Raw genomic sequence first — 26,162 nt, forward strand, 5'->3', positions numbered from 1 at the left:
TTACTACAGCTTGACATTGGATCTTGGAACAGCATGTGTAGGATAGGTGGGAGGCTATGAAGTTCCGACGCCAGTCGGGATGGAGCTGCCCTTGAAATACCACCTTTGTTGTCCTAGGGTTCTAATTCCGACCCGTGAAACCGGGCGGAAGACATTGTCTGGTGGGTAGTTTGACTGGGGCGGTCGCCTCCCAAAGAGTAACGGAGGCGCGCGAAGGTTCCCTCAGGCTGATTGGAAACCAGCCGTAGAGTGTAAAGGCATAAGGGAGCTTGACTGCGAGGGAGACGTTCCGAGCAGGTAGGAAACTAGGTCTTAGTGATCCGGCGGTCCCGCATGGAAGGGCCGTCGCTCAACGGATAAAAGGTACGCCGGGGATAACAGGCTTATCGCCCCCAAGAGTTCACATCGACGGGGCGGTTTGGCACCTCGATGTCGGCTCATCACATCCTGGGGCTGGAGCAGGTCCCAAGGGTTCGGCTGTTCGCCGATTAAAGTGGTACGTGAGCTGGGTTTAAAACGTCGTGAGACAGTTTGGTCCCTATCTTTCGCGGGCGCAGGATATTTGAGGGGAGCTGTTCCTAGTACGAGAGGACCGGAATGGACGAACCAATGGTGATCCAGTTGTCGCGCCAGCGGCATAGCTGGGTAGCTACGTTCGGTCGGGATAACCGCTGAAAGCATCTAAGCGGGAAGCCCCCCCCGAGATGAGATATCCCTTCCGGTGGAGACACCGGAACTGAAGGCCCCTTGAAGAAGACGAGGTAGATAGGCCGGGTGTGTAAGTGTGGCAACACATTGAGCTAACCGGTACTAATCGGCCGTGCGGCTTAGCCACAATCTTTTTCGGTCTGAACGTTTTGATGAGGCTACATTGCAAGGATTTATTTCGGTGGCGATGGCAAAGGGGACACACCCGTCACCATCCCGAACACGGAAGTTAAGCCCTTTAGCGCCGATGGTACTGCACGGGTAGCTGTGTGGGAGAGTAGGTCGCCGCCGAAATATTCTTTATATAAAAAGCCCCCGGGGAGTTATCCCCGGGGGCTTTTTTTTTCGTTTTCAATCAATTGTTCCTAACGTGTTCGTACGCGTACTCGTAATCGGTTTTGGATTTTTTCGAGTACGATTACGAGCACGAGTACCGTCCCGCTTACGCGGGACTGAGCACGAGCCTGAAACCTGAAACCTGAAACCCTTTTCCCTCAGTGCCTCAGGACCTCAGTGCCTTAAGCCCTCTTCATTTGTAAAAAGTTATTGCCAGTTGTATAAGAATGGTCTAAGGTAATTGATATTACATTTGTTTCTGAATGGTTATCTGAACAACAGCCAATAATATTATAGGTTTTTACAGCTTGCCGTGATCTTTCGGGGTTTAAAAGCGCAGTTAACCGTTAATCTCGCCTTTTTTCTGTTATTTGCCGTTTTATTGACCGATTTTGTTGTCATCCGGATCATCGAGGAAAAATTGCTCCAGGAGCGGATTCAGCAGTCGCGTGAATTTTTAAAGGAGATCGGCGGCGGGATTTTCGAAAAACATTCATCCGGCAAGATACCGGCCGGCGCCGTAAAGAATCCTTTGAATGCCGCCCATCCATGGATTGTTTTTGGCCTTTTTTTCACTGAACCCGGCGGAGAGATTCGGTTCGGCCGCATCCCGCCGGAAACGCTTCAGGATGTTGAGCAGGCCAATAAAGCAGCGTTTGCTTCCAGCGAAAACCAGCGGTTTTTTCTGGGCCATACCTGGGGGGTCTTCTGGAAGCAGGCTAAATACCTGGTAATCTCCGAGTCTTTTTCAGGATCTCAGTCCATAGGTGCGGCCACCCTTGTCGTGCGTCTGGATGATATTTATGCCCATCTGAGGCAATCCCAAAAGATCATATTCTATTACTGCCTGGCCAATCTTTTTATTCTGCTTTTTATCGGTATGCTGCGGATGAATCGAATTGTCATCAGACCCATCCGCCGGTTTATCCGGTTAACCGATGATTTGCGATCCACCGATCAATTTCCGGCCTATCCCGGAAAACGCAGTTCGGAATTCGGTCAGCTCTCCAATGCCATCCATCGCATGGCCCGGCGGATCGAAGAGGACAAGGAAAGAATTGAAAGTTCTTTGCATTCGCTGGAAAAGGTGCATGCGGATCTAAAGAATACACAGCAGGAGATGATCCGCGCGGAGAAGCTGGCCTCCATCGGGCGGCTGTCTGCAGGAATTGCCCACGAAATCGGCAATCCTGTCGGGGTTGTGCTCGGTTATCTCGGCCTGCTCAAACGTCAGCCGGCATTTAAGGAAAATCCCGCCGGTCAGGAATATATCGAGCGGGCGGAATCCGAGATCAACCGGATTAATACCATTATCCGCCAGCTTCTTGATTTTTCGCGAACCTCTGCCTCGGAAAGGCAGGTTGTTTTTGTGCATGCCCTGCTGAAGGATGTCCGTCAGATGTTCTCCCATCAGCCCTTGATGGGCAAAATCTCGCTTAAAACGGACCTATCAGCCGAAAATGATAAGGTCTATGCGGACTATCAGCAGTTGAGACAGGTGCTGATCAATTTACTTATCAATGCCGCGGATTCCATCTCCGTTTCAAGCAATTCGGATAACGGCGAAATATGGCTTCAGACCCGGGATATCCCGAAAACAGACGAGAATGCGGTGAATCAGTCGCCGAGCCTCGATCTTACGGTTTCCGATAATGGCACCGGCATCGCCCGGGAGGAGATCGATAATATTTTTGACCCGTTCTATACCACCAAGGAGCCGGGCAAAGGCACCGGCCTGGGGCTTTCGGTCAGCTATATGATTATTGAGCAGTTCGGCGGTGCCATCCGGGTTAACAGCATAGTGAATCAAGGCACCGCTTTGTCTATTTATTTGCCGGCGGCCACCACCTGATCTGTGCTAAAACAGGAACAACACACACAGCGCCTATGACAGAAGATAAAAACTATCAAATTCTTGTGGTGGATGACGAGGTCAACATGCGGCATATGCTGGAGGCCCTTTTGACCGAATCCGGTTACGCCGTGGATACCGCCTCAAATGGCGCCGATGCCTTGAACCGGGTCTCCGGCAAGGGCTATCAGTTTATTTTCTGCGACGTCCGGATGCCGGAGATGGACGGCATGACTTTCTTGCAGTCCGCCCAGAACATGCTTGAAAATACCAACGTGATCATGATGTCGGCTTATGGCACCATTGATACCGCAATTGAGGCGATGAAGCTGGGTGCCTATGATTATATCTCTAAACCGTTTAAAACCGATGAGATCCTGCTGGCTTTGAAAAAGGCGGAAGAGCGGGAGCGGTTAAAGTCCGAGAACACCCGGCTTAGGCAGCAGCTCAAGGCGGCTGAGGATAGCCTTAATTTCGGAGAAATGATCGGAAAAAGCAAGGCCATGCAGGAAGTGTTCAAACTCTCCGCCAAGGTCGCCCATTATGAAACCACGGTTTTGATAACCGGCGAGAGTGGCACCGGCAAAGAATTGGTGGCCCGGGGTATCCATTTTCATGGAAAAAGAAGTAAATATGATTTAATTCCGGTAAATTGTGGTGGAATACCTGAAGCGTTACTTGAAAGTGAGCTGTTCGGCTACAAAAAGGGGGCGTTTACCGGTGCGGACAAGGACACCAAGGGGCTTTTTGAGGCGGCTTCCGGCGGGACCATTTTTTTGGACGAGGTGGGCGATTTGCCCTTGTCGCTGCAGGTCAAACTGCTGCGGGTATTGCAGGATAATCAGATTCGGCCGGTGGGGGATACCAAGTCCAAAGAGATTGACGTCCGGGTGATAGCCGCCACATCCAGGAATCTGGCTGAAGAGGTTGCGGCCGGCAAGTTTCGCGAGGATTTGTTCTACCGGTTGAATGTCATGCCGATTCGGCTGCCGCCGCTGGTTGAGCGCTCAGAAGAAATTCCGCTGCTGTGCCGGCACTTCATCGACCGATACAATCGAAAATTCGGCAAATCCGTTGAGCACCTGTCATCCGCTGCCATGAATCTGTTTTTAGAGCACCGATGGCCGGGCAATGTAAGGGAGTTGGAAAATATTATTGAGCGGGCGGTGGTGCTTGCTGAAGGCTCGGTGATCGAGCCGGATCTGCTGCCGCCTGAGATCACCGGCAAGGCTAAAAGCTCAAGCATTGATGATATCTTTCAGGGCTATTCCTTAAAGGCGGGAAAGGTGATTCTTGAAAAAAATATGATTCAGCGGGCACTTGAAGCAACCGGCGGCAATCGCACTCAAGCGGCTAAACTGCTTGAAATCAGCCATCCGTCGCTGCTGCAGAAAATAAAAGCCTATGAGCTCTCTTCTTAATCGCAGCCGAAGCTCTTAGAACCTCTGCCGGCATCACCGGCAGGGCATATAAAAGCGGCGAATATTTCTTCGCCGCTTTCATTTTTACAGAGGAAACGGGTTAATTTTTTTGTCCCTGATTAATGGCTTCCCGCAATTTGCCGGAGCACTTAAAAGTGACGACATTGCGGGCATCCAGCAGCAGATCCTCCCCTGTCGCGGGGTTTCGGCCGCGGCGGGTGGATTTTTGCTTCACACAGAATTTGCCGAATCCGGAAACCAGCACATCTTCTTCGGATTCAAGGCTTCGCTTGATAATTTCAAGGAGATTTTCAACAATATCCACTGATTTTTTCTTTGTAAAGCCTAAGTCGTTTACCCGTTCCACAATATTATTCTTTGTCAGTGCCATTATGCCTCCTGGTCAGAGCTGGGTATCTTTGTTTGTTGATTCTCTTCTTTGCTCGCATCAGAATCATCTGCTTCCGTGCGCTCATTTGGTTCCGGATAATACTGTTTGACGACCCTCACAATTTTATCAATTCTGGATGCGATATTCTCTATTTCCGTTTTCAGTTGTGCTTCATCGGGCAGTCCCATTAAATTTATAACTTCCTGAAATAGCTTTTAATTATAATGAAAAAAACGAATATTATTAATATTATTAAAAATACCTGTAAGGCTCGGGGGTGTCAAGTCATTTTTTCAATTTATCAAAAGGGTTGGAACGTTTCCGCGCATCAAAACAGAGTTTCCGTTAACGGAAAATTTTTGACCTAAAAAAATATAGAAATTCACATTTTAAAAATTTGAAACGCTCAATTTAGGTTTGAATAAGGGTTGAGAAGTTTTTCCGGTTCAACTAAAAAGGGGGAGCCTTAAAACAGGCTCCCCTTTTAGCCGGCTTTTATGGAGCCGACGAGCGGACTTGAACCGCTGGCCTGCTGATTACGAATCAGCTGCTCTACCAACTGAGCTACGTCGGCCGAAATATCGGTTTTCAATTAACACGCTATTGACAGACCGTCAAGCGATTTTAAAATAACAGGCAACAGCGAAATTTCAGCAAATATCATGTTTAAGCCAATGTCTAACGCATATTTAAACCCTCTGAGTAAAAACATTCAAGCCGGCAGCCGACTGGCCTGCACCAATGCGTCCGGTACAGAGCGGGCCTTTATTACGGCGGAAATCGCCCGAACCATCTCCAGGCCGATTTGTATGGTCCTGCCGACGCGCAAAGCCTGCGATCGGATGGCCGCGGATATTCAGTTTTTTTTGGGCGCAGATAGCCGGGAAGTCTTTGTCTTTCCGCCATATAATATCCTGCCGTTCAAGCAAATCGCCTATCATAATGAAACCGCGGCCAAGCGCATTCATTTGCTGTACCGACTGGCTTCCGGTAACGCGGCATCGATGATTATCCTGCTGCCGGCTGAAACCCTGCTGCAGCGGCTGATTCCCAAATCCATACTAAATGACTATGCGGAACTGTTGATGGCCGGAGAAGAGATCGATCGGGACAGCCTGATTACGCATCTGCACGCCGGCGGCTACAATCATACTGCCCTGGTTGAGGAACCCGGGGAATATGCCGTCCGGGGCGGGATCATTGATATTTTTTCCCCTATGTATGCCGAGCCCCTGCGCATGGAATTGTTTGGCGATGTGGTTGATGACCTGCGGTTTTTTTCACCAGGCACCCAGCGAAAAACCGGAACCGCCGAGGAAGCTGTGATCCTGCCGGCCAGAGAGGCGGTGCTAAAGAAGCAATGGCTTGATGAAATGATTCAGCGGGTCCGGGACCATGGCCCGGATCTTGGGCTTTCCGGGGAACAGGTTAACCGGTTTATCAGCCGCATTCGCGCAGAAGGGGTGTTTAACGGACTGGAAAGTCTCTTGCCGCTCCTGTATTCAAGGCTTGATACGCTTTTTGCGTATGTACCGGAAAATGCCTTATGGATTCAAAGTGATGCCGGGGAGATTGAAAAAGCAGCCACTAATGCGGAAAATGTGGCTGCCAGAAACTATCTGCAGGCAAAAGAGGAAAATCGTCTGTGTGTGGACCCTGACCATCTTTATGACAGCTGGACCAAGGTGGCATCAAACCTGATCAATCGGGTTTGTCTGGATTATCAGGCCTTGCCCGCTGCTTCAACCGATTCGCCGGAAGCCGGCGTTTTTCCGGTAAATGCGTCGGATAATACCGATCTCACCGCCCGGCTGGCCAGTGGTCAAAAAGACGGGCATATGCTTCAACCCCTTACGGAATGGATTGAAACCCATCGTTCGGCCGGGTATCTGACGCTTTTGGTCTGCACTACAGAATCCCAGGCCAAAAGGCTCCAGGAACTGCTCGCCCCCTATGGGCTGTCGCCCCGGATTTCAGAAGCCGCCGACCTGTCGAGCCTGCAAAAAGGCCATGCCTATATTTATCCGGGCCAGTTGGGCGCCGGTTTTGTCTGGCCGGCGGCAGGGCTTGCCATTATTACGGAATCCGAAATATTCGGCGAGCGAATGGGGCGCCGTCGACGGAGAAAAGGCCGGGAAAAAGTCCAGACCGGACTTCTTGATTTTGGTGAGTTAAATATCGATGACCTGGTGGTCCATATTGAGCATGGCATCGGCCAATATAAAGGCTTAATCAAACTCTCGGTCGAGCGGATCACCAGCGATTTTCTGCAGATCCGCTACAAAGGCGGGGATAAGCTCTATCTGCCGGTGGATCGCATGGACATGGTCCAGAAGTATATGGGGGTTGAAGGCATTGAACCGGCCATTGACAAGCTGGGCGGCAAATCCTGGCAAAAGTCCAGGGCCAAGGCCAAGGAATCCGTTGAAAAAATCGCCAATGAACTTTTAGAACTCTATGCCGCCCGCCGGGCCAGAAATGGCTATGCATTCAGCCCGCCGGACACCTATTACAAGGATTTTGAGGCGGGTTTTCCCTATGAGGAGACCTCGGATCAGTTGAAAGCCATTGATGATGTGATAGCAGACATGGAGCATTCCAGGCCCATGGATCGGCTGATCTGCGGGGATGTCGGCTACGGAAAAACCGAAGTCGCCCTGCGGGCCGCCTTTAAAGCAGTCAATGAGGGAAAGCAGGTGGCCTTGCTGGTTCCCACCACTTTGCTGGCGGAGCAGCATTACGTGACCTTTTCCGAGCGCTTTGCCCGGTATCCGGTCAACATTGAGTGCCTGAGCCGATTCCGGTCCCGGAAAAAGCAGGCAGAGATTGTCAACCACCTGAAAAAGGGAACGGCGGATATCGTTATCGGCACCCACAGGCTCCTGCAGAAGGATATCGAGCTAAAGGATCTGGGCCTGATGGTAATTGATGAGGAGCAGCGTTTCGGGGTCACGCACAAGGAGAAGCTTAAAAAAATAAGAAGTACGGTGGATGTATTATCCATGACCGCCACCCCCATTCCCCGCACTTTGCACATGTCCTTGATGGGGGTTCGCGATATCAGCGTCATCCAGACGCCGCCCGAACTCCGGCGGCCGATCATCTCATATATATCCGAATTTGATCCCATGATCATCACCGAGGGCATCCGCAAGGAGCTAGAACGGGGCGGCCAGATTTTCTTTGTCCACAACAACATCAATACCATCTGGAACATGGCCAAATATCTCCAGGATCTGGTGCCGGAGGCGCGTTTGGGTGTGGCGCATGGGCGACTTGAGGAGGATGCGCTGGAGCGGGTGATGTATCAGTTTATGAGCAAGGAAATCGATATGCTGGTCTGTACCACGATTGTGGAGTCCGGCCTGGATATCCCAAACGCCAATACCATGCTTATCAACCGGGCCGACCGGTTCGGGCTGGCCCAGATCTATCAGCTGCGCGGCCGTGTGGGCCGCTCCAATGAGCAGGCCTATGCGTATATGTTTGTGCCCAAAGAAGCTGCACTGACCCGGGATGCGCAGAAACGGCTCAAGGTTTTAATGGAGCACAGCGATCTGGGCGCGGGATTTCAGATTGCCATGAATGATTTGAAAATCCGCGGCGGCGGCGCGGCGCTGGGGGTTGAGCAGTCCGGCCATATTGCCGCGGTCGGCTATGACATGTTCCTGCGTCTGCTGGAGGAATCCGTGAGCCGGCTGAAAGGCGAAGCCGTGGTGGAAAAGCTTGAGCCTGAGATCAATGTGCCCATGTCGGTCTATATTCCGGAAGCCTATGTGCCGGATATCGACCAGCGGATGTCAATCTATCGGCGGCTGGCCAAAATGAGCGAGTTAAAGGAGATCTCTGATATCAAGGCAGAGCTTGTGGATCGATACGGGCCGCTGCCGGAGCCGGCGCAGAATCTGCTTTTAAAAATTATGCTCCGGATTCTTGCCATTAAGGCCGGGGTGAAAAAACTGGATATAGCGGACAGCCTCATGGTGCTGGCCTTTTCTGAGACTCACCAGCAGCATCCGTTCGGCATACTGGAGATGATTGATAAATCCCCGGATCAATATGTGTTTACGCCGGAGCAGACGCTTAAAGTGCAGATGACCGCGGCGAATTCATCCCAGCTGATGGCCCGGGCCAAAAACACCTTGATGGAAATCGCAAGGCATGTTAATTACTAGTAATTTTAACCTAATTGAACCAGATCAGTTAAAGAGAGTATCTATGCAGACACCATCCCCCGTAAGACTCCTTTTTATCATCAGTTTCATTTTGCTTACGATGAATTTCGCCGCGTCCGCCACGGTTTCGGCCGCTGAAACCGTGGACCGCATTGTCGCCATCGTCAATGAGGACATTATCCGGCTTAAGGAACTCAACTCGGCTTTTGAGCCTCTGGCAGAGCAGATTTACGCCAAGGATTACGCGGAGTCCAAAGAACAGGAAATCCTGTATGAAAAGCGCATGGAGGTGTTAAACCAGCTGATCGATGAGGCTCTGGCGGATCAGGTGATCCAGCAGAAAGGCATCACCGTGTCATCCCAGGAAATCGATAGCGCCATTGAGCAGATCAAATCAATGAACTATTATACGGATGAGCAACTGCGGCAGTATTTGGATATGAACGGCATGGATATGGCGGATTACCGGGAAAAGATTCGCCAGCAGATCCTTCGGAGCAAGCTGGTCGACCGTGAGGTCAAGTCCAGCATCGTGATTACGGAATCCGACATCCGCGAATACTATGAGAACCATCCGGAAAAGTATCGGGGAAAATCGGAGTATCATCTGAAAAACATATTTATTCCGTATGAAGGGGATAAGAGCGGGAGTGCCCCGACTCCGGGCAGAGAGAAAATTTCCGACGCCATGGCTGCAATAAATGGGGGCCAGGCATTTGAAGAAGTGGCAAAGACATACTCCGAAGCCAGCAATGCCTCGGACGGTGGGGATCTGGGAAATTTTGCCCTGAGCGATTTGCAGGAAAGCCTGCAGCCGGTCATTAAAGACTTGGAACCCGGCCAGGCCTCGCCGGTTGTGGAAACCGAACGCGGATTCCAGATTTTTTATCTGGCGGATATCGTTCACCCGGAGGATAAGCCTCTCGAAGAGGTTGCCGGTGAGATTCGCAATCTTCTCTATGAGCAGGCCGTAGACAGGAAATTCAACGAATGGCTGGATTCGTTGCGGGCTGAGGCAAACATTAAAATTATCCGTTAACACCTTTTGGAATTGCGTTTTGCCGGGATATGGCATATGGTGGGGCTACTTTAAGCAACAAATTTCTATGATTTAGGGGCCAATATTGAATGAAAACCGCTTCAAATCTTGCTTGAGGCCGGTTTCCTTCGGCCGGTATATAAGGGCGATCCGGATCCGGAAAGGGATCAAGCTGCAGACGGTTGCCGATGATATCGGAATCAGTCTGCATCAGCTGTATTTAATTGAAACCGAGGATCATGATGAGCTTCCGAATGCGGATTTCGTCAAAGAGGTGCTCAGGTCCTATGCGAACTACATAGAGATTGACGCGGATGACCTGATTGATCGTTACGAAATCAACCGATCCGCTACTTTGCCGTCGCGCCGGTCCGGGAAAAGAAAAGAGCGCACCGGGGTGATGAGCATGCTTCCCCGGCTGTTTCTGGCGCTGGTTGTAGTCCTTGCAATGGGGGGGCTTTTGTCCGCATCTGTCTATTACGGCTGGCAGTCCCTGTTTGACCGGAATAATCAATCTGAAGCCACATCACCGCGTGAGGCATCTGCCGCGCCAAACCGGGGAGCCCATGTGTCGGACAGTCTCGTGCTGACCATTGATGCCACCGAAAAAACCTGGATCAAGATTAATATTGATGGCGAGGAGCCATTGGAATATCTCCTGCGGCCCAAGGATCATGTGGAGCTCGAAGCCGGCAGCCACTACCATATGCTTATCGGCAATGCCGGGGGGCTTGAGATGAAATTAAACGGAGAGCCCGTCAGGATCAACGGAAAGAGCGGTGAAGTGGTGACTCTGGAGCTGCCCCGTCCAAAAACGAATCGCATCAAAAATAATGCTGAGTGAACGCAACAAAATACTGATCGAGACCATTAAGCGGCTGCTGCGGCGCGGCTCCGAAGCCCGGCTGAAAAAAATTATCAGTAAGATCCATGCGGCGGATCTTTCCGCTGTTTTCCCCTCGCTTTCCGCCTATAACCAGCGAAACCTCTTTAAATTAATCGATGACCAGGAAAAGCGCGGCGTTATCCTGAGCGAACTCGACGAGGATATCATCCTCACGCTGATCGATGATCTAAGCGTTGATGAATTGGTCAAAATCCTCGAATACATGCCTTCTGATGACGGCGGCGCCCTGATTCGTCTGCTGTCCGCGGATAAGGCGGATGCGGTTATTGAACGGATGAAAAAAGAGGGTGCAGAGGACGTTGAAGGCCTTCTGCAGTATGAGGATGATACGGCCGGGGCCATAATGATCCCGGATTTCATCGCATTAAATGAGGAGATGACCGCCGGGGAAGTTATAGAACTGCTTCAGACGAAAGAATACAAAGATATTGAGATGCCCTTCTATATCTATGTGGTGGATGAGGGCAATCAGCTGGTGGGGGTCTGTTCGCTGCGGCAGCTGGTGGTTGTGCCGGCGGAGACGCCGCTTAAGCAATTTATGTCCACAGACGTGATTTCTGTGCGAACGGACATGGATCAGGAAGAGGTGGCAAAGATTGTGGCCCGTTACAATTTTCTGGCTGTGCCGGTCGTGAATGAAGATCAGCAGATGGTGGGGATTGTAACGGTTGATGACGTAATCGACGTATTCCGGGAAGAGGCCACAGAGGACATACTGAAAATGGCCGGTGTCGGCGAGGAGTTTGTAGAGACCAAATCCGTCCTCCGCAGCACGCGGATCCGGCTGCCCTGGTTGTTTGCAAGTTTTGTGGGCGGGATTATCGCGGTATTTATTATCGATCATTTTGAGCAAAGTTTAAAGGAAGTCGCCTACTTGGCCGCGTTTATACCGGTTATCATGGGCATGGGCGGAAATATCGGGATTCAATCCTCTACTATTGTCGTTCGCGGTATTGCCACCGGCCGCATTAATATCCGACATTTGTGGCAGGTGGTATCCAAGGAACTCATGGTGGGGCTGATTCTCGGGGGCGTGTATGGTCTGCTCCTGGCCACCCTGGCCCATCTTCATTACAACGCCGGGTGGGTTGCCATTTCCGTCGGTGCCGGAGTTGCCTCGTCAATGGCCCTTGCCGCGCTGGTGGGCTCGCTTTTGCCCATGATCTTCGCCCGGTTCGACGTTGATCCGGCGGTAGCCACCGGTCCGTTTGTCACCACATCCATTGATATTATAAGCGTTTTCTTCTATTTCCAGCTTGCCACGTTTTTTCTCGGTCTTTAGTTCATGTCAACCATATCCACTTCCGGTATTCTGCTCCGCCGAATTGAATACGGGGAGCATGACCTGATTGTCACCCTGCTGACCTTTGATTACGGCAAGGTCACCATGATGGCCAAATATGCCCGGAAAAGCAAAAAACGCTTCTCCGGGACGCTGGAGCTTTTCTCTGAGATGACACTTGTCGCTGCGCTGCCCCGAAAAGGAGGGCTTCCGGTGATCAAGGAGGCCGCGCTACAGCAGCCGTTTGCCAGCATCCGGGGACACCCTTTGAACACCGCGTATGCCAGTTACTGGACCGAATTGGTATTTGCCTGGCTGGAAGAGGGAAAGCCGCAGCAGAAGATCTATCAGCTGCTCAGATACAGCTTGACGGCCCTGGATACGGGCGAAAATCCCGGGGTCACCAGCATTGTGTTTCAACTCTATTTTTTGAGCTTCTCCGGCCTCTCCCCGGATTTAAGGCAGTGCAGCCGCTGCCGGAAGGATTTGGAAAAACTCCGGGGCGATCGGTTTGGTTTTGATCTTGCTAAGGGCGGGCTGGTATGTCAAGGATGTTTGTCGGATCAACCGATACGGCACCAGCTTTCCCGGGGAACTGTCAAGCAGCTCCTCTGGATTCAGGCAAGCCGTCCGGGAAATGCCGGCCGCCTTAAATTCACGGATTTGGCGGTTAAAGAGGGCTTGCCGTTTTTGGAGGCCTTTGTCCCCTATCATCTGGGCCGGGAGCCCAAGAGCCTGAAGTTTTTGAATCAAATGCGGACCTTTAAATTCTGAACCGGTAATGGCTGCATCCATTCAAGACATACTCGAAAATGAATCCATCCAGGCCTCCGCCCCCTGTCGGGTGGATATGGGGGGGACGCTTGATATCAGCAGTTTTTATTATCCTTTGGCCTATCTTGGCCCCTGCACGGTCAATATCGCGGTCAATCTGCAAACCGCCGTGCGGCTGAGCCCGCATCAGGAAGGGTATGTCCGGATTTCCTCCCGGGGGTTTGAAAGTGCTGAATACAGGCTGGATGAGCTGCCGTTTGCCCATCCCATGGGGCTGATGTTTGCCGTTGCCGCCTATTATCGCATAGACGGCATTCATATCCAAATTGATTCCGCATCTCCGCCCCAAAGCGCGCTGGGCGGTTCCTCGGTGGCGGCGGTGGCCATGATCGGTGCTTATCAGAAACTGTTTGCGAAGATGGGAAAGCAGGCCCTGCCAAAGGATCAAATAGCGCTTCTGGCGCATGCCATTGAACAGAGCATTGCCGGGGTCCCATGCGGGCTTCAGGACCAGCTGGCTGCGGTATACGGCGGTGTGCATGCCTGGTCCTGGGAAAGCCGGGCAGGGCGCCCGGTTTATGAGCAAAAACCGCTGGTCCCGGCGGCAACGCATTCATTGCTTGACAAATCCCTTCTGCTGGCCTATTGCGGAATACCTCACGTTTCAAAAGATATTAACAGCCGATGGGTTAACGGGTTTCTTGCCGGCCATACCCGCAGGGAATGGGTGGAAATTGCCGGGTGCACGAGAGAATTCGCCGGGGCCATTGAAAATTTGGATTATGATGCGGCTGTTTACTGGATGAATCGGGAGACAGATATTCGGTGTCAGCTCACCCCGGATGTGCTGGATGAGACCGGCGCCCGCCTGGTTGCTGCCGCACGGGAGACCGGGTGCGGGGCCAGATTCTGCGGCGCCGGGGGCGGCGGCTGCCTCTGGGCGATAGGGACTCCGGATAATATTCAGGCGCTGCGCGGCAAATGGTCTGATATTTTGGATGCTGTGCCGGATGGCCGGCTTTTGGACGCATCAATAGATGCGGACGGGTTGATGTAAAAGACTGCTTAACCGCATAATTATAAAATACAGGTGGTATCCATAGATGAAGTTTCAGGACGTGATCCTTTCTTTACAGAATTTCTGGGCGCAGAAAGGCTGTATTATTGAACAGCCTTATGATCTGGAAGTGGGGGCCGGTACCTTTCATCCGGCAACACTTTTAAAGGCCCTGGGGCCGGAACCCTGGAAAGTGGCTTATGTACAGCCGTCCCGGCGGCCCACGGACGGCAGGTACGGTGAAAACCCCTATCGGCTCCAGCATTATTATCAGTTCCAGGTGATTCTTAAACCTTCCCCGCTGGATGTGCAGACCCAGTTTCTGCAAAGTCTCAAAAAACTGGGCATCGATGCGCTGGAACACGATATCCGGTTTATTGAGGATGACTGGGAATCCCCGACCCTGGGTGCCGCCGGCCTGGGCTGGGAGGTTTGGCTGGACGGGATGGAGATCACCCAGTTCACCTATTTTCAGATGACCGGAAGCATTGAGGTGCATCCGGTGTCTGTGGAAATCACCTATGGCCTGGAGCGGATCTGCATGTACCTGCAGGGTGTGGACAATGTGTTTGACCTGAAATGGAATGATCGTTTGAATTACGGGGATATTCATCATCGGGAGGAGGTGGAGCAGTCCACGTATAATTTTGAAGCTGCGGATGTTGAGATGCTGTTTGACTTTTTCAGTAAATTTGAAGCCGAGTCCACCCGCATCATTGCGGATGATCTGGTGGTGCCGGCGTATGAATACTGCCTTAAATGTTCGCATGTCTTTAATCTTCTCGATGCCCGCGGCGCCATCAGCGTGACCGAGCGAACCGGCTATATCGCCCGAATTCGGCAGCTGGCCCGGAAGTGTTCCGAGGCATACATTCGTCAGCGCGAAGCCTTGGGGCATCCGTTGATGGGTTAGGTATTGGGTGTTGAATATTAGGTATTGGGTATTAGGTGTTAGGTGTTAGGGACAGACAATTTATACCTAAATTTAGGTTACATTAACATGAGGAAATAATGGCTCAGCTACTGGTTGAAATCGGAACCGAAGAACTCCCGGCCGGCTATATCGGGCCGGCCTTGAAAGCATTTTCTGGTAGTTTGCTTCAGTATCTGGATCAGCACCGGATTTCCCACGGAGAGGCTCGCGTGTTCGGCACCCCGCGGCGGCTTGCGGTCATGATCGATGATGTGGCGGACCGGCAGACGCCCCAGACCCAGGAACTCATGGGGCCGCCGGCAAAAGTGGCATTTGATGAAAGCGGCACGCCGACAGTAGCGGCGAAAAAGTTTGCCGAAAAAAACGGCGTCCCGCTCGACCGGCTCTTGGTCAGGGAGACGGAGAAGGGGCGATACGTGGTGGCACGAAAAACCGATCCGGCCCGGGCCACAAAAACGATGCTGAAAAACTCACTGGCCGGCCTTGTCCTGGCCATTCCGTTTCCAAAGACCATGCGGTGGTCGAATTTGAATATCTTATTCGCCCGACCCATTCACTCTTTGCTGGCTCTTCTTGGCGATCAGGTCATATCGTTTACAGTGGGCGAGATCAAAAGCAATCGCTATACCTTCGGGCACCGGTTTCTGTATCCCAAAAAAATCAAGCTCTCCGATGCCGCAGCGTATCTGCCGGCATTAAAAGATGCGTGGGTAATTACCGATATTAAAGCGCGCCGGGTCCAAATGGAACAGCAGATGGCGGAGGCGGTCAAACCGGTGGGCGGCTCCGTGCTGCCGGATGCGGAGCTGGTGGATATTGTCACGAACCTGATCGAATATCCGGCCACGGTTTTGGGCGCCTTTGATGAACGGTTTCTGGAGATTCCGCGTGAAGTCCTGATCACCGCCATGCGCGAGCACCAGCGCTATTTTGCGGTGGTGGATAAAGAGAATCGGGTCATGCCCTGTTTTCTGGCTGTCAACAATACCCTGGCCAAAGACATGGACCTGATCAAGCGCGGGCATGAACGGGTGCTTAAGGCCCGATTGGAGGATGCCCGGTTCTTTTTCAAAACGGACTTAAATGTCTCCCCTGACGACATGACCGAAAAGTTAAAGCACGTGCTGTTTCAGGCGGATCTGGGCTCTGTGTTTGACAAGGTGAGCCGGGTCAGAAGCGTTGCCGAAAAGATAGCCGGTCACCTGGCCCTGGCGCCGGAGACCGCAAAGCAGCTGGACCGGGCGGCCTGGTTATCCAAGGCCGACCTGGTCTCCCAGATGGTAAACGAATTTCCCAAACTCCAGGGGGTGATGGGCCGCATTTATGCCCGGGCCGCCGGTGAAGAAAAACTTTGCGCCCAGGCCATAGAAGAGCACTACCGGCCCGTATATTCCGGCGGCCAGCTTCCGGAAACCGTTCCCGGCAGTGTTTTAAGCATTTCTGAAAAGATTGATACCATCTGCGGATGTTTTTTGATCGGGCTGATCCCATCGGGCGCGTCTGACCCCTATGCGCTCAGGCGGCAGGGTATCGGGCTCTTGCAGATTATCCTGGCAAATGGTTTTGCCCTGTCTTTAAATGAGCTGATCGCGATGAGCCTTGCCACGTTTAAGGACATAAAGCCCCATACGTCTTTTGAGGAAGCTGCCGGGCAGGCAGAATCATTTTTGATGAACCGCCTGGCGCATATATTGGAATCCGAAGGGATTGCCAGGGATGCCGTGGCAGCCGTCCTTTCGGTCTCTCAATCCGATGAGCTGCCGGTTATTGCCGAGAAGGCCCGCTCGCTTCAGCAGCTTAAAAACGAGCCGGAATTTGATACCCTGGCGACCGGCTTTAAGCGCGTGGTGAACATCATCCGAAAGGCGGACCCCGCGGACACGGCAAATGAAACAGTGGAGCCCTCGCTTTTTGAGTATCCGGCGGAAAACGCCCTGTTTGATAAGTTTACGGCCATTCGGGAAGAGGTCAGACAAATGCTGGCAGAGAGGCGGATTGACCAGGCATTTACTGCGGTCGCCGCGCTGCGCAGTCCGGTGGACCAATTTTTTGACGATGTGCTGGTAATGAGTGATAATGCCGGGCTGCGGCAGAACCGCCTGGCGTTGTTAAGCCGGATATCCCGGCTATTTGCGTTACTGGCGGATTTTTCGAAAATTTCAACATAGATGGAGGAATTATGGCCGGCTATGATCCGGAAAAGGACAAATGTATCAAGCAATGGAAAAACGAGGAAACCGGTCTTCGGATATCCATCAACCAATACGGGGAAAGCGAGCCCAAGCTGCAAATCGGCCCCCGGATTTTAATGAAAAAAGACGGCACCGAAGGCCGACCGGCTAAAGCGGGCCGCCTGTCAATAGAGGATGTGATGTGGCTCTATGACGTAATTGATGAAGTAAAGGATGAACTGGCCGGCCTGGTGGATCCGAATAAATAGCCGGCTGCCCGCCGCCATTTTTTAAGGCCGTCAATGCATGGAAAAAACAGATGGGCTCATAAAGCCGCTTCGCCCCCCTGCCGGACTGGAACCAGGCTTTTCGGTGCTGATGGTCAGCCATCCCGCCGACATTGCAGCCATCCCAAAATCCCTGAATCTTAAAGCAGAAGCCAGCCATCGGGTCCTGATGAGCCGGCTCTATATACTGGGCGATCTCACGGTGATCGGCCCTTTCATGGGCGCCCCCTATGCGGTGGCGCTGCTTGAAAATCTGATCGCCTGGGGGGCCGGAGAAATCATATATTATGGATGGGCCGGCGCCCTGTCGTCTGTGCTTGGCATCGGCGATGTGATTATCCCCACCCGCGCCCTGGTTGATGAAGGTACGACAAGGTGTTATTTTAATGATAACACAGCGGCTTCATTTCCAAACACCGGGCTTCAGGAAAAGCTGCAGTCCCGCTTGGATGTGAGCCCGGCAGCGATCCACGGTGGCGCCATATGGACCACTGATGGGCTTTTTAATGAAACGCCCGAAAAAATAGCGCATTATCAGGCCCAGGAGGCACTTGCTGTTGAAATGGAAGCCTCCGCATTGTTTTCCGTCTCCGGATACCGTTCGATTCCTATCGGCTGCTTACTTGTGATATCTGATGACCTGTCCCACGGGGATTGGCAGCCGGGTTTCTCAGAAAAACGGTTTAAACGCACCCGGCATCGGGTTTGTTCTTTGCTGCCAGAAATTTTTATGACGAAAGGGGACCTGTAATGGCCGGCGGTGTTGATCCAGAAACCGAAGAGCGGGCGGCATATTTGCAGAAAGAGCTGCACCGGCACAATTACCGGTATTTTGTTCTGGATGATCCGGAAATCTCGGATGCCGAATATGACCGGATGATGCAGGAACTTATTTCGCTTGAAAATACCTGTCCCGAACTCGCCCGGCCGGATTCCCCTACCGCACGCGTGGGCTCTGAGCCGCTGGACAAGTTCGAGACGGTGGCGCATTCGATTCCCATGCTCAGCCTGGATAAAGGCTTTAGTGAGAATGAGCTGATTGCATTCGATCAGCGGGTGAAGCGCTTTCTTGATACGGCGGAAGAGATCCTTTATACCGCCGAGCCCAAGCTGGACGGCGTGGCCGTGGAACTGGTATATGAAAACGGCCGGCTGACCATGGCCTCCACCCGGGGCGACGGCCAAGTCGGGGAGGTCATAACCCCCAACATCAAAACCATTTCTTCAGTCCCGTTGGTGATCACGCCCGCCGGAAGCCAAAAAGTACCTGAAACGCTTGAAGTCCGGGGCGAAGTAATCATTACAAAGGATAATTTCGAAGCCCTTAACAAGCGCCGGCTGGCTGAGAATCAATCCCTTTTTGCCAACCCCAGAAACGCCGCGGCCGGATCGCTCCGCCAGCTGGACTCGCGGATCACCGCCCGGCGGCCGCTTGAAATCTATGTCTACGGCGTGGGCGTGGCCCCGGAATTAACTGCCGCGGATTCCCACGCAGAGGTGCTTCGCCGGCTTGAGAATCTGGGGTTTCGCATTAATCCGCTGATCCGCTACCAAATCGATATTTCAAAAGCCCTGGCCTATTACCGGGAGTTAAATGAAAAACGCCTGTCACTTGGCTATGAGATTGACGGGATGGTGGTCAAGGTGGACCGCTTCTCCTTTCAGCAAGAGCTTGTTGCTAACTCAAAACGCTCGCGTCGGGCGAGTCCTCCATGGGCGATTGCCATTAAATTTGCAGCGCTTCAGGAGCGGACCAAAGTGGTCGACATCCGGGTTCAGGTGGGAAGAACCGGGGCGCTCACGCCGGTGGCGCGGTTGGAGCCGGTTAATGTCGGCGGCGTGATGGTCAGCCGGGCCTCGCTTCATAATGAGGATGAGGTCAGGAAAAAAGATGTCCGGATCGGGGATGAGGTATTCGTGCAGCGGGCCGGAGACGTGATTCCTGAGGTGGTGAAGGTGATCACCGCTTCGCGGGACGGCTCTGAATTGCCGTTTGAGATGCCCAAAACATGTCCGGTCTGCGGCGCCCGGGCGGTTCGGGATGAGGAGGCGATTACCCGCTGCATCAACGTCAACTGCCCGGCCCAGCTAAAGGCCAATATCAAGCACCTGGCGTCCAAGGCGGCGTTTGATATTGACGGGCTGGGGGATAAGCTGATTGACCAGCTGGTGGAGAAAAATTACGTGGCCTCGTATGCGGATATTTTCAAGCTTTCCCGGGATCAGCTGAGAGAGCTTGAGCGCATGGGGGATAAATCCGCCGAGAATCTTGTCAATGCCATTTCAGAGAGCAAAAAAATTTCTTTGGCGCGATTTCTGTATGCCATCGGTATCCGGCATGTGGGCCAGCATACCGCCAGTATCCTTGCAGAGCGCTACACGGATTTGGATGCGTTATCCCGGGCATCCACCGAAGAGCTGGAAGCCATAGACGGCATCGGGCCGGTGGTGGCATCAAGCATTTACGAGTTTTTCAGCCGGCCGGAAAACTGGAAAACCATCCAGGCGATGCTGGATAGCGGGGTTGAGATCCAGACGCCGGCTGAAAGACCGCAGAGCAATCAACTGGCCGGCCGCACCTTTGTGCTGACCGGTAAGCTTGAAACCATGACCCGGGATGAGGCCAGGCAGGAGATTGAATCGGCCGGCGGCAAAGTGGCCGGCTCGGTCAGCAGCAAAACCGATTATGTGGTTGCCGGCGAATCCCCGGGCTCAAAGATGGAGAAAGCCAGAGCGCTCGGGATTGCCGTTTTAAGCGAAGCTGATTTCAAGGCGCTTGTTTCCTGAACTTTTTCTCTGCTTTGCGTTGACGCGGACAAATGTTTAGTGATTAGAATTGGAGGTGATAGCTATGGCAGACAAAAAACGCGTACGGGCAATCATCGAGGGACGCGTCCAGGGCGTTAATTTTCGAATGGAAACCATGCGGGCGGCTGAACAGATCGGGGTTAACGGCTGGGTCCGCAATAAATCCGACGGAAATGTTGAGGCCCTGATAGAGGGAGATGCGGAAAAAGTCGATCAGATGCTGGAATGGTGCCGAAAGGGGCCGCCCGTTGCCAATGTAACGGATATTGATATAACAGAAGAAACTTATAAGGGCGATATGCAGGGGTTTGATGTTCGGTATACCATGTAAGCAAAGAATTCCGGCCTAAAGGCCAGCCAGCTTGAAAAGCAAATAAAAAAAGAGGCAGTAACTTCCGCAGGGAAATTACTGCCTCTTAATCATTCAAATGCATTTTTGCAGCTTAAACCGATTCCCTTAACATCTTGCCGGGCTTGAATTTTACAACGTTGCGGGCTTTGATCTTGATGGGATCCCCGGTCTGGGGATTGCGGCCGGTTCTGGCTTTGCGGCGGACTTTCGCGAATGTGCCGAATCCTACCAGCGTCACTTTGCCATCTTTTTTCTTGAGTGCTTTGGTAACGCCGTCCATGAAGGAGTTCAACGCGGCGCTTGCAGCAACCTTTGAAATCCCGGCATCTTTGGCCATTTTTTCGACGATTTCTGCTTTAGTCATACTTCCCTCCCTTTTTTTGATTTAAAGGTTAAAAAAGCCCTGATTAATTGGAACCTTATAGGAGGCATTACCCCATGTCAATACATAAAATGCGATTTTTTCAATTTTTTTTAAAATAATATTCTGTTAAGCACCTTATCCATTGCGTTTTGAACCGTCAAAGCATCAAGATGCTGTATTAGTATGAAATGATACCCCCATTATCATGGCGTCTGGCGATGTATGGCGGTTAATTTAATGCGAAGAGGCTAAACCCTGATATGGCCATGGAGAAGGGGGGTAGAAAGACCGCATTCGGAAAGGAATTTTTTTAAATTTTGCAAATCAGGCTGCCGCCGCTTCCTTATCAATTCTATGTTTCCGCAGCCTAAAACAGCGCATCAATGAACATCTGCGGATCGAACGGCTGGAGGTCGGAAATTTTTTCGCCAATGCCGATATAGCGTATCGGTATGTTAAGGACATGGCTGATGCCGATGACAATGCCGCCTTTGGCTGTGCCATCCAGTTTGGTCAGCGCAATACCCGTAATCCCCATGTCCTGATGAAACATTTTTGCCTGGGAGATGGCATTCTGGCCGGTGGTGGCGTCAACGACCAGCAGGATTTCATGGGGGGCATCCGGGATCTGCCGGGAAACCGTGCGCTTTATTTTTTTGAGCTGCTCCATCAGATTGACCTTGGTGTGCAGCCGGCCGGCGGTGTCTATGATCACGATGTCTGAATTTCGCGCCTGTCCAGCCTGCACCGCGTCATAGGCCACGGCCGCCGGGTCGGCTTTGTCCCGGTGCTTGACGATATCGGCCCCGGCCCGCTCGCCCCAGATTTCAAGCTGTTCCACCGCCGCGGCCCGGAATGTGTCCGCAGCCCCCAGAACCACACTTTTGCCCTCGGATCGATACTTGGCGGCAAGTTTGCCGATGGTCGTGGTTTTGCCTACCCCGTTGACGCCCACAACCATGATAACATACGGCTTGGTAAGGCATGGCGGCGGCTCACCGTAATCGATGAACGACTGCATTTCTGTTTTCAAAAGATTTTTGAATGCTGTCATATCATTTACGGATGTTTTCGCCCGGGAAATCCGGTCGATCAGCTCCATGCTTGTGTCAACACCGACATCTGCGGTAATCAGGGCCTCCTCGATCTGCTCAAGCGCCTCCTCGTCAATGCCGCCGCCTGAAAAAGCAGATTCGATTTGCCTGGAAAATGACTGCCGGGTTTTGGATAACCCGTTTTTAAGGCGTCCGAAAAAACCGACCGCTTCCGCTTCCTCTTTCTCTTCCGCTTCGATCTCAGGTGCCGGCGGTTCGGCTTCCGGCATTTCCGGCTCAGTTTCTGCTTCGGCCGCCGTAATTTCAGCTGTTTTTCCAGTATCCCAGGGAGCCGGCCTTTCCGCTGCCGGCTCCTCTATCGCCGACGTCTCCGTTTCACCCGGCTTGATGCCCGCGATTTTTTTCAGCTTTCGCCGCCGCCGGATCCGCCGGATCATAAGTATCAGGAAAATAATCAGAAGAAATCCAAGGGTCTCCGGCAGAAACCCGGAGATGCGGGTTATTGTCCAGTCCAGGCCGAACTCGAGAAGGGCTATCAGATCAAGCGCAAATTCAATCATTGGAGCTTCCTTACAGGTTGCGAACTTTCGTTGTCAGTCGTTGTTTCATCCAGGATCCGTTCGACATCCACAGATACGATTTTTGAAACCCCGCTCTCGCCCATGGTAATGCCATAGAGCACATCAGCGAATTCCATGGAGTTTTTATTGTGGGTGACCATAATAATCTGGGATTTTTCACCGATGATCCGCAGCAGCTCGTTGAACCGGTGAATATTGACTTCATCGAGCGGTGCATCGATTTCATCCAGAAGACAGTAGGAGGCGGGGTTTATTAAAAAGATGGAAAAAATAAACGCAATGGCGGAAAGCGCTTTTTCCCCGCCGGAGAGAAGGCTCAGGCGGCTTAGCTTTTTGCCGGGCGGATGGATCATCAGTTCCACCCCGGTCTCCAGCGGATCATTCGGCTGGGTGAGCTCGAGCCATGCTTTGCCGCCTTCAAAGAGCTTTGGGAAGAGCTCGCGGAATTTTTCATTAATGGCTTCAAACGTATCCACAAAGAGTTTCTGCGTGATTTTGTTGATCCGCTGGATGACATTATGCAGGTCATTTAATGCGCTCACCAGGTCGTCGCGGTGTTCCACAAAAAAATCATACCTTGCCTTCTGCTCTTCATAGGCGGTAATGGCGGCTAAGTTCACCTCACCCAGGGATTCGATCTCTCTTTTTATTTCCGTGCGGTTTGCTTCTTCGCGCTCAATGGAAAAATCAGCGCTTTCCACCACCGGCCGGTATTCGTTTACATACCGGGTAAAGGAGTCGGCATATTGTTCCAGGAACCGGTTGGTCACATTATCCTGATTGATTTTGTACCGGGAGAGGTCGAGTTCCAGCTGATGCCGCTTTTCCTGGGCTTTGCTGAGGTGTTGTTTGGTTTTGGCGATGGTGCTCTCAATCGATTTGATCTGCTGACTCAGCGATTGATAGTCTTCTTCGGCTGCTTTAAGCGCGCTATTCATCTCCGCCATCGCGGTCTGCTCTTCAGCGATCCGTGTATTAAGGCTTTGGATGGATTCTTCCGCCTTATGCTGCCGCTCGGTTTTAATTTCAATGTCTGAGCGGATGTTTTCGATCTGATTGCCGCTGTCCTCGCTGAACTTGCGGAGCCGGCGAAGGGTTGAGCGGGAGGAATCGAGCTCTGCCTGGAGCTTTGTCATATCCATTTTTAAATTGACCTCGTGCTGGTCATGGGATTTGACGGTTTCAGAGAGCGTTTCGATGGTCTGCTTGGTTTCATTCACCGCGGCATCGGCTTCCGCGATATCCTGTTTAATGGCTTCCAGGGCGGTATCATGCTCTGCAATCTCGGTTTCGATGTCCTCCTTTTCCCCTTCCAGGCGCTCCTTTTCCAGGCAGATGATCTCATGTTGCCGCCGGGCATGTTTCAGCCGCTCGGCGGTTTTGTATAAATCCTTTTCTATCTGGGCCCGCTCCGTTTCGATGGTTTGCTTCTGCTCATTGATTTCGTAGAGCGTGGTCTCAAGCTGGCGGATATCCGCCTCAAGCGCGGACTGCTTGCTTTCTTCAGTGGTGATGCGTTCGCTCAAATCGGAAATGTTTTGATTCAATTCCCGGATTTCGTGCTTTTTCTCATAAATACCGGTCAGCTTGCCGGCGCTGCCGCCAACCATGACGCCGGTTGATGAGATGAAATCCCCGGATTTCGTTACCACGGGCGTGTCCGGCGTGGTTTTTTTGATCCGGAGCGCACTGTCAAAATCCTCCGCCACCCGTGTCCAGCCCACCAGGTGCCGGATGGTTGCCTCAAATCCGTTTTCGATACGTAAATGATTGATCAGAAAGTCGGTTCCGTTTTGATCCGGCGCGGGCAGGGGGGATTCATCTTCTAATGAATGCAGGGGCATGAATCCGCATCGGCCGGCATCTTTTTCCCTAAGGTAGTTAATCGCATCCGCGCCGGTCTGCCGGTCTGAAACCAGAATAAACTGGAGGGCCTCGCCAAGGCAGGCTTCAAGGGCCAATTCATAGCTGCCGGCCGGAGTGACGGCGTCTGCGATGGTTCCCAGAATCGCCTGGTCCGGCGATTTATTGCCGCCGGTCACCGCTTCCGGGTGCTTCATGATGTGCTTGACCCCGTCTTTATACCATTCGTAGTTTTCCTCCATTCTTTTAAGCGCGGAGTAGCGGGACCGCAGTTTGCTGCGCTCATTGATCAGGGTATTGACGGTTTTTACCTGTTTGCCGAGCGCCTCGTTTTTCTCTGAGAGCACCGACCGGGTGTCGTCAATCTGCGTCTTCAGGTCATCGAGTTCATGGCCCAGGCTTTCATGCCGTTCATTGGCATCGGCTTCCGCCTCGGAGAGCTCCTCAACCGTCTGCAATGCTTCGGCCTCATCGGTGATCAGCCGCTTGAGCCGTTTTTTCAGATTGTCCTTGTTGGCCTGGGCATTCTGGTAGATATTCTGATACTTGGCTTTATAGGCGGATAACTCCATTACCCGGCTTTGCTGGGTCTCCAGTTTTTCATTGGCGCTTTTTAATTGCTCGCGGATTTTCTTTGATTTGGCGCTTTCCTGTTCAATCGTGGTTTTAATTTCCTGGATATCCGCGGCAAGCCGTTTTTCATTTTCTGCTTCTTCGGCAATTTCCGCATCCAGCTGTTCATTTTTTTCAATCAGGTTTTGGTGGGAAGTCCGTAATTCATTGATTTCATCTGCCAGTCGGTCTTTTTCCTGCTGCCGATAGGCGAGTTCCGATTCCAGCTTATCAAGCTGCCGCTGTTTTTCGCTGGTTTTGGTTCGTTTGTCAGAAATGGCGGCCTCTTTTTCCGAGGTTTCCGATTGAAGCTGCTGAAGCCGGGAGTTTAAATCCGCCAGCGCATCCGACTGGTCGGCATCTTTTTGGGAAAGCGCCGCTAATTCAGCCTCGGCTTTTTCGATCTGCCTGGCATAGGTGAGGTAATAGTGCACGGCGACCCGGGTATCCGTTTCTTTGAGCCGGGCCTTGAGGTCTTTGTAATGTTTGGCGGTCTCGGCCTGCTTGAAGAGGCCGGAGAGCTGCTGTTCAATTTCCTCGATGATATCGTTTAAGCGGTCTAAATTCTGGCGGGTGGTCTGTACCTTTTGGAGTGCCTCCTTTTTTCGGGTTTTATACCGCATCACGCCCGCAGCTTCCTCGACAAAACTGCGCCGCTCTTCCGGCGAGGCTTCGGTAATGGCGCCGATATTGCCTTGCTGCACAATCGCGCAGGATCTGGAGCCCATGCCGGAACCAAGAAAAATATTGTGAATATCCTTTAACCGGCATGGCTGCTTATTCAGCAGATATACGCTTTCCCCGGAACGGTAGAGCCGGCGGGTGATCATGATTTCGGCGTACTGGTCCACCCCGTCCGGCAGATGGCCGCCGTCATTTGCGAGAATCAGGGAAACTTCGGCCAGGTTTAGAGCCGCCCGCTTGTCAGTGCCGGCAAAAATGACATCTCCACTAGACTTGCCCCGCAGCTGCTTGATGCTCTGCTCGCCCATCACCCACTTGATGGCATCAAAAATATTGCTTTTCCCGCAGCCGTTGGGGCCCACTACCGCGGAAATCCCCGGCGGAAAATCAATGGCGCATTTATCCGGAAACGATTTAAACCCTGAAATTTCAAGTCGTTTTAATCGCATTTAGAAAACTCAGACAGATCCTGCCGGCTTATGAGCCACAGGCCGGATCATTTGGCAAAA

General features: G+C 52.3%; 19 protein-coding genes, 1 tRNA gene and 2 rRNA genes (1 of these 22 running past the window's edge). 16 read left to right on the forward strand and 6 right to left on the reverse strand.

All coding sequences use genetic code 11. From position 1 onward, the window contains the following. From U5L07_14110 to U5L07_14125, 4 genes are all read left to right on the forward strand, one after another. Positions 1-835 (forward strand): 23S ribosomal RNA (locus U5L07_14110) (it extends 2,140 nt beyond the left edge of the window). 50 nt (positions 836-885) lie between these two features. Further along, positions 886-1,002: ribosomal RNA gene (gene rrf, locus U5L07_14115) — 5S ribosomal RNA — on the forward strand. 424 nt (positions 1,003-1,426) lie between these two features. Then, a complete protein-coding gene (locus U5L07_14120; GenBank protein ID MDZ7832880.1) occupies positions 1,427-2,896 on the forward strand; it encodes an ATP-binding protein in 1,470 nt (489 codons plus the stop codon). A 35-nt stretch (positions 2,897-2,931) separates the two neighbouring features. After that, entirely contained in the window at positions 2,932-4,317 is a 1,386-nt protein-coding gene (locus U5L07_14125) for a sigma-54 dependent transcriptional regulator (protein MDZ7832881.1), read from the forward strand. A gap of 100 nt (positions 4,318-4,417) precedes the next feature. Here the strand turns inward: U5L07_14125 and U5L07_14130 are convergent, their stop codons facing one another. The 3 genes from U5L07_14130 to U5L07_14140 all read right to left on the reverse strand — a co-directional run bounded on the left by U5L07_14130 (position 4,418) and on the right by U5L07_14140 (position 5,282). Further along, positions 4,418-4,708 (reverse strand): integration host factor subunit alpha, encoded by a 291-nt coding sequence (locus U5L07_14130; GenBank protein MDZ7832882.1) that lies wholly within the window; start codon positions 4,706-4,708, stop codon positions 4,418-4,420. Then, complete coding sequence (locus U5L07_14135; GenBank protein MDZ7832883.1) at positions 4,708-4,896, reverse strand: hypothetical protein; 189 nt, start codon at positions 4,894-4,896, stop codon at positions 4,708-4,710. Before U5L07_14135 ends, U5L07_14130 begins: the two co-directional genes overlap by 1 nt. A gap of 310 nt (positions 4,897-5,206) precedes the next feature. Next, positions 5,207-5,282: transfer RNA gene (locus tag U5L07_14140), tRNA-Thr, on the reverse strand. A gap of 100 nt (positions 5,283-5,382) precedes the next feature. Between U5L07_14140 and mfd the strand changes: the two genes are divergently transcribed. The 12 genes from mfd (at position 5,383) to U5L07_14200 (ending at position 20,473) form a co-directional block, all read left to right on the forward strand. Next, positions 5,383-8,883 (forward strand): transcription-repair coupling factor, encoded by a 3,501-nt coding sequence (mfd, locus tag U5L07_14145; GenBank protein MDZ7832884.1) that lies wholly within the window; start codon positions 5,383-5,385, stop codon positions 8,881-8,883. Positions 8,884-8,926: 43 nt separating this feature from the next. After that, on the forward strand, positions 8,927-9,922 hold the full coding sequence (locus U5L07_14150) for a SurA N-terminal domain-containing protein (GenBank protein ID MDZ7832885.1): 996 nt from the start codon (positions 8,927-8,929) through the stop codon (positions 9,920-9,922). A gap of 85 nt (positions 9,923-10,007) precedes the next feature. Then, entirely contained in the window at positions 10,008-10,766 is a 759-nt protein-coding gene (locus U5L07_14155; protein MDZ7832886.1) for a DUF4115 domain-containing protein, read from the forward strand. Then, a complete protein-coding gene (gene mgtE / locus U5L07_14160) occupies positions 10,756-12,111 on the forward strand; it encodes a magnesium transporter (GenBank protein MDZ7832887.1) in 1,356 nt (451 codons plus the stop codon). Before U5L07_14155 ends, mgtE begins: the two co-directional genes overlap by 11 nt. Before the next feature lie 3 nt (positions 12,112-12,114). Then, entirely contained in the window at positions 12,115-12,885 is a 771-nt protein-coding gene (gene recO / locus U5L07_14165) for a DNA repair protein RecO (protein ID MDZ7832888.1), read from the forward strand. A gap of 7 nt (positions 12,886-12,892) precedes the next feature. After that, positions 12,893-13,942, forward strand: coding sequence for a galactokinase (locus U5L07_14170; protein MDZ7832889.1), 1,050 nt, complete (start codon positions 12,893-12,895; stop codon positions 13,940-13,942). A 46-nt stretch (positions 13,943-13,988) separates the two neighbouring features. Next, on the forward strand, positions 13,989-14,855 hold the full coding sequence (locus U5L07_14175; protein MDZ7832890.1) for a glycine--tRNA ligase subunit alpha: 867 nt from the start codon (positions 13,989-13,991) through the stop codon (positions 14,853-14,855). A 98-nt stretch (positions 14,856-14,953) separates the two neighbouring features. Next, positions 14,954-17,044, forward strand: a complete 2,091-nt coding sequence (gene glyS / locus U5L07_14180; protein MDZ7832891.1) for a glycine--tRNA ligase subunit beta — start codon at positions 14,954-14,956, stop codon at positions 17,042-17,044. 11 nt (positions 17,045-17,055) lie between these two features. Beyond that, positions 17,056-17,316, forward strand: coding sequence for a hypothetical protein (locus U5L07_14185; GenBank protein MDZ7832892.1), 261 nt, complete (start codon positions 17,056-17,058; stop codon positions 17,314-17,316). Between the two features lie 37 nt (positions 17,317-17,353). Beyond that, positions 17,354-18,085: a nucleoside phosphorylase gene (locus U5L07_14190; GenBank protein MDZ7832893.1), complete on the forward strand. Its 732-nt coding sequence runs from the start codon at positions 17,354-17,356 to the stop codon at positions 18,083-18,085. Next, on the forward strand, positions 18,085-20,121 hold the full coding sequence (ligA, locus tag U5L07_14195) for an NAD-dependent DNA ligase LigA (GenBank protein ID MDZ7832894.1): 2,037 nt from the start codon (positions 18,085-18,087) through the stop codon (positions 20,119-20,121). The genes U5L07_14190 and ligA overlap by 1 nt, the downstream gene beginning before the upstream one ends. Positions 20,122-20,185: 64 nt before the next feature. Continuing rightward, positions 20,186-20,473 carry an acylphosphatase gene (locus U5L07_14200; GenBank protein ID MDZ7832895.1) on the forward strand — a complete coding sequence of 96 codons (288 nt, stop codon included), beginning with the start codon at positions 20,186-20,188 and terminating at the stop codon, positions 20,471-20,473. A 112-nt stretch (positions 20,474-20,585) separates the two neighbouring features. On the opposite strand, the gene U5L07_14205 is transcribed toward U5L07_14200, so the two are convergent. The 3 genes from U5L07_14205 to smc all read right to left on the reverse strand — a co-directional run bounded on the left by U5L07_14205 (position 20,586) and on the right by smc (position 26,102). Then, entirely contained in the window at positions 20,586-20,858 is a 273-nt protein-coding gene (locus U5L07_14205; protein ID MDZ7832896.1) for an HU family DNA-binding protein, read from the reverse strand. Positions 20,859-21,225: 367 nt separating this feature from the next. Next, on the reverse strand, positions 21,226-22,473 hold the full coding sequence (gene ftsY / locus U5L07_14210; protein ID MDZ7832897.1) for a signal recognition particle-docking protein FtsY: 1,248 nt from the start codon (positions 22,471-22,473) through the stop codon (positions 21,226-21,228). Next, positions 22,470-26,102: a chromosome segregation protein SMC gene (smc, locus tag U5L07_14215; protein ID MDZ7832898.1), complete on the reverse strand. Its 3,633-nt coding sequence runs from the start codon at positions 26,100-26,102 to the stop codon at positions 22,470-22,472. Before smc ends, ftsY begins: the two co-directional genes overlap by 4 nt. Positions 26,103-26,162 lie beyond the last annotated feature (60 nt).

Source organism: Desulfobacterales bacterium, assembly GCA_034520365.1.
Classification (GTDB): Bacteria; Desulfobacterota; Desulfobacteria; order Desulfobacterales; family Desulfosalsimonadaceae; genus M55B175.